The sequence below is a fragment of the Halapricum hydrolyticum genome (genome assembly GCF_025517535.1).
GTDB classification, from domain to species: domain Archaea; phylum Halobacteriota; class Halobacteria; order Halobacteriales; family Haloarculaceae; genus Halapricum; species Halapricum hydrolyticum.
In genome coordinates this window covers 1-12,972 of the sequence record NZ_JAOPKC010000023.1, presented here as the reverse complement: position 1 = coordinate 12,972, position 12,972 = coordinate 1, and the positions used below count along the sequence as shown (strand labels likewise).

The following is a 12,972-nucleotide window of genomic DNA, read 5'->3' as shown; positions in this document are numbered from 1 at the left end:
GGCGTGTCCCCGTCATATTCTACAGTAACTCCTTTTCAGTGGGAACTATCCTGTGACTACCGGGCAGAAACTTGAAACTCTCCCTCGTGAAACGTTCACACTATGAAACGTCCCGACCCCTCTGAGTGGATCGAACGCGACAGCTATCGAAAGCAGATCCTGGCCACCGAAGAGACGATCGGCTTCGACGGCAACCTCCTCCAGGTGGTCGAGGTCCCGCCCGGCGAACACGTCGAACCACACTACCACCGCGAGACCGAGGAGGTCTTCTACGTCCTGCAGGCGGGCGGGACGCTCGTGATCGACGACGTGCAGTTCAGCCCGACCGACGGCGAGGTCATCATCTGTGAACCCGGGGACGTCCACGAGGTGTTCAACGAGTCCGACCAGCCGTTCCGGATCCTCGTCTTCAAGGTAAATCTGACCGACGACGACACCGTCTGGCTGGACTGATACTGCCGGCTGTACGTTCGCGGAGATTTTCGCCACACCGGGTGGCGAAATCCTGCCGAAATGTTACAGCCGACAGTATAACTCTGTCGAGTCGAGTGAAACGTCTCCCCGATCGAGGGACGGGCGCCAGAGCCGTTCACCCGTCCAACACTGTCTCGATGTCGCCGAGGGACTCGAGGACGTAATCGGGCGTCACGTCGCCGCTCGAGTTGCCATCAGTCCCGGTCCGCACACGGACAGTCGTCATGCCGGCACGCTCTCCGAGCGCGACGTCCGTCTCGAGGCGGTCACCGATCACGAGATACTCGCCGGGCGATCCCGTAATCCGCTCCCGTATCGCTTCGACCATCGTGTCCGACGGCTTCCCGAATATCCGGTCGGGGTCACGCTCGGCCGTCTCGGCGACCGAGCGAATGATCGCCCCGGATCCCGGGATCGGTCGCCCGTCGTCGCCGGGAAACGTCCGATCGGGATCGGTGCCGTAGAACGGGACATCGTCTTCGAGTACCCGGATCGCGTCCACCAGGTCGTCGTAGCTGAACTCGGTCGTCCACGAGGCGAGCAACACGTCGGCGGCCCCAGGCGTCTCACAGAGGGCGACGCCCGCGTTCCGCAGTTGCCGACGGAGCCCATCGCTGCCGACCACGAATACGACGTCCCCGGCGTGGGCGTCGGCGAGGTACTGGGTCGTCACGACGCCCGACGAGAGGATCCGATCAGCTCGCGTCTCGATGCCGATGTCGTCGAGTCGATCGACGTATTCGCTCGGACTGTGCGACGGGTTATTCGAGACGAACCAGACGCCTTCCGGGAGCGACGTGAGCCGTTCGAGTCCTTCAAGCGCGCCGTCGATCGGATCGCCGTCCAGGTAGACCGTGCCGTCGAGATCGACGACGGCACCTGCGAATGTCATTGTCGCCACGTACGCGTGCGGCGGTCAAAGTCGCTCCGCTTGCTCGACGGTGAATTGCCGAGCCCGACAGTGACTCCCAACTGTGTGTGGATAACTGCCACCGGCTCGTTGCTTTTGTCCGGTGGCGGCCTACATAGCGCACCGATGACCGAACCAATCGCAGATGCCGACGAACGCCGAACCGCCGTCGTCGAACTGCACGACCACCTGGCGGCGACGGCCGAACTCCCGATCGAACGCACTGCAAATCGCTGGATCGGCGAAGCACAGGCAGTTGCGGCCGACCTCGTCGACGCACCGAACGATCCCGAACTGATCCGCGAGCGTACGACTCACATCGCGGCACTGCTCGACGAAGTCGAGGACACGGACGACCCGACAGCAAACGAGCACGTAGCGACCGCCGCACAGCTCGCCGATCGACTCCGGCGTGAGTGAGATTCTGCGAATCCGTATTCCTGGATCGTCGCAAAGGTCGCCTGCATGATTCACTGGCGCGTGTCCACCGGTTCGCCTACGAACGGCGAGCCATCGGGTGAGTGATCGGTCATGCCGAACAGATATGCAGCGTCGGATGAAATGCTCCGAATCACGCTAGGTGATCGCCGTCGTCCGCTCGGATCACACTTTCACACGGCCGAGACCGACAACGGCAGTCCGTTTCAGACGTACCGAATGACCCGTGCCATCCCGGCTTCGAGGTGGTAGAGGTTGTGACAATGGAAAAACCAGTTCCCGCGGTTGTCTGCTTTAAAATCGATCGTGGTCCCACCCATATGCCCCGGAACGACGACAGTGTCCTTGATCGCGTTGCCGACGCTGAAGAAGTGTCCGTGGAGGTGCATCGGATGCGGAACCGGGCTCTGATTGCGCATGTGGATGCGGACGTGATCGCCCTCACGGATATCTAGCGGGTCGGCGTCGGGGAATACCTGTCCGCTGATCGCCCAGCTATAGCCGTCGCCGCCGGGCGAGAGCGTCAGATCGAACGTTCGATCGGGGGTTCCGTCGATCCCGTCGATCGATCCGATTGACCACAAGTCACCGTACTGAAGCGTTCGGCCACCCGTCTCGGGGGCCGTCGGCGCTCGACCGTCGCTCGTGCTGGCGTACTGGAGTACGCCCCGAGCACCGGGTTCTGATCCCCGAACCGGCGTCGCGTCGATCGCCCACGTGCCGGGGTTGTTCGCGGTGACGATCGCGTCGTAACGCTCGCCCGGACCGAAGGTGAACGAGTCCGCGGAAACCGGCTCGACGGGTCGCCCGTCAGCGTGGGAGATTTCGAAGGCGTGCCCACCAGCCCGGACCCGGAACGTCGTCGCACTGGCTGCGTTGACAAACCGGAGACGGACCCGATCTCCGTCCGAGACTTCGAATCGCGGCGCGTTCGACGGTCCACGTCCGTTCATCGTCATCCCTGCGTAGGGCGGTCGATAGTCGTTCATCATCCTGCCCATCGGTCCGCCGCCACCCATCCCGCCCCCAGACGTGCCGTCTGATTCCGACGGAGATCGCGGCGCATCCGGGAGATAATCGTCGAGGACGATCACGTATTCGTCGTCGTAGTCGACGTGTGGTTCGTCCTCTTCGACGACGAGCGGCCCGGCGAGTCCCCGATCGAGCTGCAGGCCCGCGTGGCTGTGGTAGAAGTACGTACCCGGAGGATCAGCCCGGAACCGATATTCGAACGAATCACCCGATTCGACCGGGTCCTGTGTCAGGTTCGGGACACCGTCCATCCCGTTCGCGACCGGCAGTCCGTGCCAGTGGACGGATGTCTCGTCGGGTAGTTCGTTGGTCAGTGAGACGCCGACGACGTCCCCTTCCGAAGCCCGGATCTCCGGGCCGGGAAGCGTGTCGTCGTACAGCCACGTCGACCGGGATACTTCCGACGCATCGGCTCCCGGCGCGGCCGTCAATGTGAACGTTTCGTCAGCTGGATCGGACGGGGGCGCACGCGGTGTGACATCTGTCGGATCGCCCGTGAGCCCGCTGTCGTCCCCGGGAACCGATTCCGCGAGCGAGGTGCAACCTGCGAGCGCAGCTACACCGGCACCGCCAAGGACCTGTAGCGCTCGACGCCTCGATATTCCGTGTAAATCGTCATCCATGTTGTATTGTTGTTGTGTCTGCGTATCTGAGTGCGCGAATATCTGCATCCGGTCCTATCGTTCACGGAGCATTCTGGCCCGCTCCTCGAACTCCTCTTCGTCGATCTCACCGCGCGCGTACCGTTTCCGAAGCGTTTCAATGGCGTCGTTCGTCTGTTCCGTGGATTCCGGTGTCGACCCGGCGATCGCGCTCCACAGCAGGTAGACGACTGTTCCCATGATCAGCAGACCGACGAGTGGACCGAGAAACGAAACCATCCACCAGCCTCCCGTTCCACTGCCCATCTGCAACAGCAAGGACCAAATCATACCTATCATAGGCGACCGAGACGTAAGTATTGTGCGTGTCAAGCAATTCTCTCCCAAACCGTCGTTCGCGGTCGATGTCGTGCTTGTCCGCTCGGTGAGACCTTTACCCTGGTAGGCGAACGAACGTTCGGTTCACGATAATCGAACGAGAGTTCAGTTATTTGATGAGACGAGCAGAGGGGTGAGCGTCGATGACGCTCGACGTTGCGGAGACTATCGCGGACAACGCTCGGACTCCCTCGGCGCATACACGCCTTGGTCCTTGAGGCCGGAGACTCTCCCTCGAAACTGCTGAAACGACAGTAACCGCCTCAGTTCGAAACAATATAACTGAGGCTGTAGAAATCACTCAGATTCTATAAGCAATTTCTCACGAGCAGCGTGGATATTTGACCGAACTGCATCTTCGGTCACATCTCGGACATCGGCCCACTGAGCGACAGTATACCGTTCTGCCTCCTCAACGACGACCCAGTCGATAGCCTCATGAAGCGAGAGTTCGCCAGCGATAAGTTCCGTGACTCGTTCGAGGAAGTCCTGATCGTCCCATGCGAGGTCGACATCTTCGAACTGGTGGTTCTCAGGGTCGTACGAGGCGACCATCTGGATGGCGCCGTTCTGCTCGAGTTCTGCTCGGACGTGAGCAGGCAAAGAGTCTAGTGCAGTTTGCGGTAACGGGTAAGCAGGGACATCATGGAGTGAAGCAACGTCAAAGGGAGTAAGGCTACGGTATGACTCGTCACCGAATTTCATCAGGTAGCTAGTTTCGGCGGTAAGCTGTGTCCGCCCCTCGAGTAGTAGATCCGCGAGATTGGAGTCTTCGCTTCGATCTACTGAACCGGTCTTGAAGACTGTAATAAAGTCGCGGCCACTGCCTGTGTCAGGTTGAGCTGCCATCGAATACCTCCGCTGTATGACTTAGATTTGTTGGCAACGAATATTAGTCTACCTCTGACCTTACTCTCCAGTATCGAGGCCTGGATTCCCTGGTCGCAGTTGCGACTCACGATTTGTTCGTCACAAAAGTGCTCCGGCAGGGATTTGAACCCTGGTCCTTGCCGTGAGAGGGCAAGATGATTGGCCGGACTACACCACCAGAGCGTGCATCCGCTGGTAGTGGGGAGATACGTAAAACCGTTCCGTTTCCGATCGCCGTATGCCGATGCCTCCCAGACCTACTCCTCGTCCTCGAAGGGTGAACCGGCGGCATCCGGTTCGTGGCCTGGCAGGCTGACGATGTTCTCTCGCCCGACCCGAAGCTTGGTGATCTCGCCGTCGTCTTCCATATCAGAGAGCAGCATGCTCACTTTCGACTTCGACCAGTCTGTCTCCTCGACGATCTCGGACTGGCGCATCCGGCCACCGCGGTCTTCCAGCAGCGCCTCCACGCGGTCGGCGTCCGACAACACCGCCTCGGGCTCGAGTGGTGCAGACTCGGTCTCTGCACTCGTGTCCGGCTTCGCCGGTTCAGTCGGCGGCCCGGAACTGCGCTGGAGGAGATACCAGATCCCACCGGCGCCGCCCGTGACGACCAACACGACGGCACCGATCGGCAGCCACATCGATGGACCGCTGTCGCCGCCGGCACCGCCTGGCGTGTCTGTCGTGGTTGTGGATGTCGTCGCTGTGGTCGTCGCCGTACCCGTAGACGCCGGCCCGAGCCTGATCAGCGGCCGGTACGGGCTGAACTCCCGCTCTCCGGTCCAGGTGATGGTCTGACTGTCGGTGAGGTTCGATCGGGACATGCTGTCGGGCGCCGGTTCGACCTCGATAAACTGCAGCTCGCCCGACGTAACGATCACGAGTCGTCTATTCGGGCCCAGCGAGAGCCCGTTCGTGAAGATGTCGCCGATCCGGAGCTGCTGGCCCGACCGCTCGGTGAAATTCGACCACGTGAACGACATCTCGACCACGCCCTGGGTTCCGAGCGTGAAGCCACTCTCGCCGGTTTCGGCGACGTGTGCCCACCGCTCGAAGCTCGAAGCGTTCATCTGCCTGCCGGTCGTCTCCGTTCCCCTCTCGGTCAGCTGGCTGGCGGTCTCTCGAAACTGCGTATACAGCTCCGTCTCCTCTGCGTTGAACTCGGCAGCGTAGGTCTCGTAGGCGTCTTCCTCGGATTCGTTCTCCAGTGGCCTGGTGTGTCGGTCGGTCCACCGGACGCTCCCGTTGTCGTAGACGGTCAGCTTGTGAGTCGTCCGGACGAACTCGTCCGGCGCGGCTAGCAGCTCTGTTCCAGCCGTGTCGGCAGCGCCTGCCTGCGCGTCGAACTGTGCCGCTTCCGGTTCGGCGACGCTCGTGTCGTGTCGCTGCTCGACTCCGTCAGCACCCGCCGGTGTGCCGAGAACGGCGACCGTCCCGACAGCGAGAACGAACACGAGAGCGATAACGCCCGGCCAGCGGACCATCTACCAGTATAGTCCCCTGCACGATAGTTAAGTACTGTGCTACGGCCAGATGGGGCCGACGCCGTCAGGGAGTTTCCCCGAGCGCGTCGGCCAGGCGTTCGATCGGATGGGGTGGCTCGGAACCCGCGTAGTCTTTGAGCTGTCCCCGGCAGGACGCCCCGGGAGCGACGACTGACTCGCCGCTGCTGCGGTCGATCTGGTCGAACAGTATCGAACCGATCGCCTTGCTCATCGAGTAGTGTTCGGCCTCGTAGCCGAACGAACCGGCCATCCCACAGCACGTCGAATCCAGCGCGTCGACCTCGTAGCCGGCGCGTCGCAGGACGTTTGCCGTGTGATGGTCTTTTTTCGTCGATTTCTGGTGGCAGTGGCCGTGATAGGTTAGCGTCTCCTCGGGCGCGTCGAAGTCGATGTGCTCGTCGAGCCGGTAGGTGTCGAGGTACTCGGCGACGCCGTAGGCGTTCGTCGCGACGCGTTCGACGTCGTGACCCGAGAGCAGATCCAGGTAGTCGAGCTGGAACATCACCGCTTCGGAGGGCTCGACAGCCACGATCTCCCAGCCGTCGTCCACTTTCGGGGCGAGATATTCGACGTTGTGCTCGGCGTGCTCGCGAGCCTTGTCGAGAAAGCCCTTCGAGTGGGCCGCACGACCGCTGTCGACGACGTCTGTCGGAACCTCGACGTACACGCCTGCGGCTTCCAGCACCTCGACGGCGGCCATCCCCGCCATTGGACGGTTGTAGTTGGTGTAGGTATCGGGGAACAACAACACCTTCCGGTCGGCTTCCGCTTCGCTGACGGACGGTTCGTGATCGGCGAAGCGGTCGACGAACGTGTTCCGGTAGAACCTCGGGAACTCACGCTCGCGGGCGATACCGAAGAACTTCTCCTGGAGGATGCCGGTCCCCGGGAGCTTCTGCGCCCAGTTCGACAGCGGGGCGAGTGCGCTGGCAAGCGGGTACAGTGCATCGGCGTTGGCGAAGATCCGGTCGCGCAGCCCCGGGCCCTGTTCCTCGTGGTGAGCGTGTTTGACTTCGGCTTTCAGCTTGGCCATGTCGACCTCGCTCGGGCAGTCCTTGGCACAGCCCTTGCAGCCGACACACAGGTCCAGCACCTCGTCGACGAACTCCTCCTCGCGCGGATCGTCCGGCAAGTCGCCGCTCATCGCCTGCCGGAGCATGTTCGCCCGGCCGCGCGTCGCCTGAATCTCCTCGTTGGCCGCGCGGTACGTCGGACACATCACCCCGCCAGTCGTCTCTTGGGGGCCGCGACAGCCGCCACAGCCGTGACAGAGTTCGACCATCCCCTGCATGCCGTTGTCGTTGTCCCAGTTGAGCGTCGGCTCGAAGGGGATGTCCAGTTCGTACTCGGGGTCGAACCGGAGCTGTTCGGTCATCGACGCGACCCGGGCGCGTTCGGGAGCGTCCGCGGGCAGTTCCTCGTCGGGTGCGTACCCGCAGACCTGGCTGGGATTGAGCAGCCAGTCCGGGTCGAACGCCGTCTTGAGCTCGCGCAACAGCTCCCAGACCGGCTGGCCGTACAGTTTCCGGTTCCACTCGCTGCGCGCGCGACCGTCTCCGTGTTCGCCGGAGACGCTACCGCCGTATTTGACCGCCAGATCGGTCGCACCGTCGGCGATCGATCGCATCTGTGCGACGCCGGCGGGCGTCTTCGTGTTGACTAGCGGTCGGACGTGCAGACAACCCGGGCCCGCGTGGGCGTAGAAACTCGCGTAGGTGTCGTTCTCGGCGAGCAACTCCCGGAAGTCGGTGACGAACTCGGGGAGGTTCTCCGGCGGGACGGCCATGTCCTCGATGAACGAGATGTGCTTCTCGTCGGTCGTCCGGCCCAGAAGCGTCGGCTGGCCGGATTTGCGAAGCTTCCAGAAGCGACTCCGACGCTCGTCATCGTGGGCCTCGCTCGCGTCGAAGGCGATCGGGTCGGCGTCGGTGATCTCGGCGGCCCCCGCATCTGGCTCGGCCACCGTTTCGACGCCCGGGACCCGATCCGCAAGCAGGTTCGCGACCTTGCGCTCGCCTTCGGCGTCGCTGTCGGCGTAGAACTCAACCAGCAGCGTCGCTTTCGCGCCCTCCGGCAAGATCTCCTCGACGAGGTCGCCGAACTCCTCAGTGTCGGCCGCCAGCTCCAGCAGGACGTCGTCGAGCACCTCCACAGCGGAGGGGTCGTGTTCGAGGATGATCGAGACGTCCTCCATCGCGTCGACCAGATCCTCGTAGAACAGCAGCGCGACGGACTTGGTCTCCGGGACGGTCTCCAGCCCGAGCGTCGCCTCGGTGATCGTCGCGAGGGTCCCCTCGCTGCCGGCCAGCAGTCGCGCGATGTTGACCGTACTCTCCTCGCGAGCCTGCTCGACCATCCGATCGAGGTCGTACCCGGAGACGTTGCGCTTCAGGTCCGGGAACGCCTCGAGGATCTCGTCGCCTTCCTCCTCGATCAGGCGCTGGACGGTCGCACAGACCCGCGCCTCGATGTCGCCGTCCGGGTCAGCCCGCTCTGCGAGTTCCTCGAGGGACACCTCGCCCAGTTCCGTGACCGTTCCGTCCGCGAGGACGACCTCCGCGCTCTCGACGTAGGCGGCGGTCATGCCGTACTTCAGCGAGTGCGATCCGGATGAGTTGTTGCCGATCGCCCCGCCGACGGCGCTTTTGTCCCGCCAGGCCGGGTCGGGACCGAACTTCAGCCCGTCCTCTTTGAGGTGTTCGTTCAGGTCTTCGAGGTAGGCCCCCGCCTCCACCCGGGCGGTCTCGGCGCCGGTGTCGACCGATACGATGTCGGTCATGTACCGCGAGAAGTCGAGCACGACGGCTTCGTTGACTGTCTGACCCGCGAGACTCGTCCCGCCACCCCGGGGAAGCACCGGAATATCGCGCCGTGCGCAGTATTCCACGACGGCCGCGACGTCGTCGGCGTCGGTCGGGAAGACGACGCCGATCGGCGTCACCTCGTAGGCGCTGGCGTCGGTCGCATAGAGCTGGCGCGTGTACTCGTCGAACCGAACGTCCCCGGAGACGCGCGAACGCAGATCCGCCACGAGCCCCGGTCGATCCACCTCGCCGCCGGTGTAGTCGTAGTCGGCCCGGTCGTCGGTCGTGGGGTCCGGTTGTGGGACCCCTGGCTCGATCCCGTCGCTAGTTCCCATACGGACTGGCTACGACCCGACGAGGATTAAACTCACGCTCTCGGCGCGTGAGGAGGTGCGACCTGTGGCGGGACCGCCCGGAGCCAGCAACCGACGGTGGGTTCCCGGACGTTCAAGCCGACGACTGCCCTACGCCTGTCGCATGAGTGTCGATACCGAGGGGACGACGGCCGGGGCCGACGCCGAGACGCTGGCGACGGCACTGGGCGAAGCGATTACCGACCTGCCGGAGTATCAGGCGTATCTTGACGCCAAAGCCGACGTCGAAGCCGACGAAGCGGCACAGCAACGGATCGAGGAGTTCGAACAGGTGCGCGAGGAGTACATGGTCGCCAAACAGACCAACCGGGCCGACGAAAGCGATCTCGACGCACTGAAAGACGCCAAACGGCGACTCCACGCGCTGCCGGTGATGAAGACGTACCTCCGGTCGCAGGCCGCGCTCGAAAGCCGGCTTCAGGAACTCGACGAACTGATTTCCGAGCCGCTCGCGGTGGATTTCGGTGAGCAGGCCGGGAGCTGCTGTCAGGACTAGGAGACGTGCGCGGCGATGTCGGCGTCGGTGATGATACCGACCGTCTTTCCGTTCTCGACGACGAGCACGGCGGCCTTGTGATCGAGATACGTATCGACCTCGTCGATCGTGGCGTCGGGTTCGACCTGGGCGATCGATTCGTGCATGACTTCCGCGACGGGGAGTTCACCCACGTTCTCCTCGGATCGCTGGCGGATGTCGGTGTTACCGATCAACCCGATCGGTGACCCGTCCCGGATCACCGGCACCTGCGAGTAGCCTTTCCCGTCCATGACGTCCTTGGCGTGGTGGACCGAGTCGTCCGGCGCGACACTGACGACGTCGCGGTTCATCAGGTCCGACGCACGGAGGATACTTCCCTCCGCCTCTTCGAGCGCGTTGACGATCCGCCGCAGCGTCGACAGGCGCGGATCGACGTCGCCGCCCTCGATCCGGGCGATCAACGGCTGGGACACCTCGGCCCGCTCGGCGAGCTCGCTCTGGGTGAGATCGAGCTCCGTCCGCCGCTCGCGCAGGTCCTCCGGCGTTGGCAGTTTCATATCTTTGTATAACCAAGGGTAATACAAAAAGGTACCGGCGGTCGGTGGACGGGCGTTGTTAGGCCTCGGCCTCTTCTTCGTCCGCTTCGAATTCGACGGTTTCGATGACTTTCAGCGGGACGTCCCGGAGCGCGCCGCCGACTTCGCTTTTGGCGATCCGCTGGGCGTGTTCCATGCTCTCGGCGTTGAACACCTTCATTTCCAGGACGAGGCCGACGAGTGCGGTGTCGGCGGCGATAAACGCCGAGTCGAAGGGCTCACCACAGGCTGGACAGCCCGTCGCACCGACTTCGACTTCGACGTAATCCATCTCCTGGTCGTTCAATCGCTTCCCTGCTTCGCTGACAGCCACACCGATCGCGTCGTCGATGTCTTCGACGTCTCGTACCAACCAGGCTGCTTCCATTGCGACGAGGTAATTCATACACGCCCATACCGGTCCGAGCCTCTTGGTGTTTTATGATTCGCCGCGACGCTCGGTGCGCACGCCATCTCGATAATGCCTATAACTTATGACGATGCCGGCGGTTTCCAACCGCTCGATTACCGGTCACTCCGGCGAAAATCACATCTACTTGAGTATAGTCCAACCCTATCTGAACCGCATGACGTGGCGGGTGTGATTTATCATGATCTGCCAAACTACCATTTGTGTCGCAGAAATATTTATATACTCCAAACGACCCACCTCTCACCGAGGACAAATCGATGGAATCACGGCTGTACCGCGCCACCCTGTTCGCACTGTATCAACTGACCGTACTGGTCGGCATCGCGATGCTGCCAGTCGCACTGGTCGCCCGCCAGGTCGGAATCGCTGTTCCGATCCACCGGGCGATCGATCGACTCGAAGCCGCCTACGAACAGACCGCCGAACAGGCCTGATCCAGTCGTACGCCGTTTCTGTCGCTCTCACGTCGATAGCGTCGCTGCGGCCTCTTCTTGGGTCTGTGTATCCACAGATTCTCGACGAGTCCTGATCACACGTCGTTTCTTGTGAGTGGGCTCACACGTCGAATACCACGTACGCTCGCCAGCCGCCGTCGGTCCGTTCGAGTTGCATCTCGGAGTAGGTGACGGCCTTGACCTCGCGAGCGGTGATCAACGACAGCGGGACGCCCCGAGCGCTGGCTTCCACCGTCCAGCCCTCCGACGTCTCTCGGACAGTCGCCTCGTTTCCGACCGGGAGGACGCCCCTGACGTCTCGCTGGTAGATGAGTTCGTCGAGATAATCGAAGAGTAGTGCTTCCCGGGATTCGGCCGTTCGAGTCAGTTCGAATCGGTCGCCCTCTTCGGGCGGGTCGTCGTACATCGCGGCGGCGAGGCCGTCGGCGACTGCCCCGAAGACCGCATCGATCGTCTTCCCGGTGGCTTCGACGGCGACGTCGGCCGTGTGTTCACGTAGTTCGTAGCTCATGGTTCTCACCCGCTCCCGGAATCGGCGTCCGGTTCCGAGACGTGCTCGACGATCGGTCGGTCGCCACTGCCCGGTATCTCCTCGACTGGCACGTCCTCGGCATTGTTGATCGCCACCCCGCTGGTCACCAGCGATCGCATCCCTTCCTCGACAGTCATGTCGACGTCGTAGACCTTCTCGTCGTCGACGTGGACGACGAACCCGCCCATGACCGGGTTCGGGGCCATCGGGAGGTACAGCGTCGTCATCCCGTTGATCCCCGCCGCATTGCGGATGTTCTGGGAGGTCTCGGCGGTCACGAACGCCACACAGTACGATCCCTCGACCGGATACTCGACGAGTTTGACTTCCCGGAAACTCCGGACCTCGCTGTCTAACAGGAGACTGCTCATCTCGTTGAAACTGCTGTAGACGGCACCGATACCGGGAATCGCGGAGACGGTCCGGTTGAACGCCGCCTCGATCCGACGGGACGCGCGGCTCCGTTCGGTTGCGAACCCAACGACGAAGACGATCACAAGCAACGTCACCAGCGCGGCGACGTCAGGGGCGAGTCCGCCGTCGATCCCGAGCATCCGCAACAGCTCCGCCAGCGGCCCCACCGAGTCCAGCAGGAGATTCATCGCGAAGTTGAACACGAACAGCGTCACCAGTATCGGGACGGTGATCGCCAGGCCGCTGATCATCGCCGTCCGGAACTGCTCGCGAACGCTGCGTCGTTCGTTCGGTTGTCCGGGATCGGTCTGCATCCGTTCGGACTCTCGCCGTGAGAGCACAAAAATCGGTCGGCACGAGTGACGATTTGTTGAGGGGAACCATGCATTGGCCGGGTGGCGTTGTCGTGCCACGTTTGCCCGCTACGACTGCCAGTTACTACCGAGAACTGACCAACAATCTACTGCTGCTTCAACGCTGAACTGACATATACGGCCGGTAGATGGGTCATAGCGCGAATCAAGTAGATCACGACTGAAGTCCTGCGACTGCTATGGAGTTATTTTTATTATATATTGATGAATAGTATCTTATATCTCAGCTTTGCACGTTAGCGTCAGCTGTTGAATGAACGAACAGGTGATCGATTTCTTCCATCAGGTCATCGACGCCACGATCATTATTGTCCCGAACCC

General features: G+C 62.4%; 14 protein-coding genes and 1 tRNA gene. 4 read left to right on the top strand and 11 right to left on the bottom strand.

Annotated features, from left to right (window positions below; genetic code table 11):
* The first annotated feature begins 102 nt into the window (after nt 1-102).
* Nucleotides 103-453, top strand: a complete 351-nt coding sequence (locus tag OB916_RS14330; RefSeq protein WP_315909980.1) for a cupin domain-containing protein — start codon at nt 103-105, stop codon at nt 451-453.
* A gap of 136 nt (nt 454-589) precedes the next feature.
* Here OB916_RS14330 and OB916_RS14325 read toward each other — a convergent pair whose 3' ends face one another.
* Nucleotides 590-1,366 carry an HAD-IIA family hydrolase gene (locus tag OB916_RS14325; protein ID WP_315909979.1) on the bottom strand — a complete coding sequence of 259 codons (777 nt, stop codon included), beginning with the start codon at nt 1,364-1,366 and terminating at the stop codon, nt 590-592.
* 144 nt (nt 1,367-1,510) lie between these two features.
* Here OB916_RS14325 and OB916_RS14320 point away from each other — a divergent pair, with 144 nt between their 5' ends.
* The gene (locus OB916_RS14320; RefSeq protein WP_315909978.1) at nt 1,511-1,804 is read left to right on the top strand and encodes a hypothetical protein; all 294 of its coding nucleotides are present in this window, start codon (nt 1,511-1,513) and stop codon (nt 1,802-1,804) included.
* 224 nt (nt 1,805-2,028) lie between these two features.
* Here OB916_RS14320 and OB916_RS14315 read toward each other — a convergent pair whose 3' ends face one another.
* The 6 genes from OB916_RS14315 to OB916_RS14290 form a co-directional block, all read right to left on the bottom strand.
* A complete protein-coding gene (locus OB916_RS14315) occupies nt 2,029-3,477 on the bottom strand; it encodes a multicopper oxidase family protein (protein WP_315909977.1) in 1,449 nt (482 codons plus the stop codon).
* A 54-nt stretch (nt 3,478-3,531) separates the two neighbouring features.
* Complete coding sequence (locus OB916_RS14310; protein WP_315909976.1) at nt 3,532-3,735, bottom strand: SHOCT domain-containing protein; 204 nt, start codon at nt 3,733-3,735, stop codon at nt 3,532-3,534.
* A gap of 396 nt (nt 3,736-4,131) precedes the next feature.
* On the bottom strand, nt 4,132-4,683 hold the full coding sequence (locus OB916_RS14305) for a hypothetical protein (protein ID WP_315909975.1): 552 nt from the start codon (nt 4,681-4,683) through the stop codon (nt 4,132-4,134).
* A 129-nt stretch (nt 4,684-4,812) separates the two neighbouring features.
* A tRNA-Glu gene (locus tag OB916_RS14300) sits at nt 4,813-4,887 on the bottom strand.
* Between the two features lie 74 nt (nt 4,888-4,961).
* A complete protein-coding gene (locus OB916_RS14295) occupies nt 4,962-6,191 on the bottom strand; it encodes a DUF7343 domain-containing protein (protein WP_315909974.1) in 1,230 nt (409 codons plus the stop codon).
* 64 nt (nt 6,192-6,255) lie between these two features.
* Nucleotides 6,256-9,351: an FAD-binding and (Fe-S)-binding domain-containing protein gene (locus OB916_RS14290; RefSeq protein ID WP_315909973.1), complete on the bottom strand. Its 3,096-nt coding sequence runs from the start codon at nt 9,349-9,351 to the stop codon at nt 6,256-6,258.
* 142 nt (nt 9,352-9,493) lie between these two features.
* Here OB916_RS14290 and OB916_RS14285 point away from each other — a divergent pair, with 142 nt between their 5' ends.
* Entirely contained in the window at nt 9,494-9,886 is a 393-nt protein-coding gene (locus OB916_RS14285) for a YlbF family regulator (RefSeq protein ID WP_315909972.1), read from the top strand.
* On the opposite strand, the gene OB916_RS14280 is transcribed toward OB916_RS14285, so the two are convergent.
* Nucleotides 9,883-10,425, bottom strand: a complete 543-nt coding sequence (locus OB916_RS14280) for a CBS domain-containing protein (protein ID WP_315909971.1) — start codon at nt 10,423-10,425, stop codon at nt 9,883-9,885. The genes OB916_RS14285 and OB916_RS14280 overlap by 4 nt on opposite strands.
* Before the next feature lie 58 nt (nt 10,426-10,483).
* Nucleotides 10,484-10,849 (bottom strand): DUF555 domain-containing protein, encoded by a 366-nt coding sequence (locus OB916_RS14275; protein ID WP_315909970.1) that lies wholly within the window; start codon nt 10,847-10,849, stop codon nt 10,484-10,486.
* A gap of 284 nt (nt 10,850-11,133) precedes the next feature.
* On the opposite strand from OB916_RS14275, the gene OB916_RS14270 reads away from it, so the two are divergent.
* The gene (locus OB916_RS14270) at nt 11,134-11,310 is read left to right on the top strand and encodes a hypothetical protein (protein ID WP_315909969.1); all 177 of its coding nucleotides are present in this window, start codon (nt 11,134-11,136) and stop codon (nt 11,308-11,310) included.
* Between the two features lie 121 nt (nt 11,311-11,431).
* Here OB916_RS14270 and OB916_RS14265 read toward each other — a convergent pair whose 3' ends face one another.
* Together OB916_RS14265 and OB916_RS14260 are read right to left on the bottom strand one after the other, a co-directional pair.
* Complete coding sequence (locus tag OB916_RS14265) at nt 11,432-11,842, bottom strand: archease (protein WP_315909968.1); 411 nt, start codon at nt 11,840-11,842, stop codon at nt 11,432-11,434.
* 5 nt (nt 11,843-11,847) lie between these two features.
* Complete coding sequence (locus tag OB916_RS14260) at nt 11,848-12,591, bottom strand: DUF502 domain-containing protein (protein ID WP_315909967.1); 744 nt, start codon at nt 12,589-12,591, stop codon at nt 11,848-11,850.
* Nucleotides 12,592-12,972 lie beyond the last annotated feature (381 nt).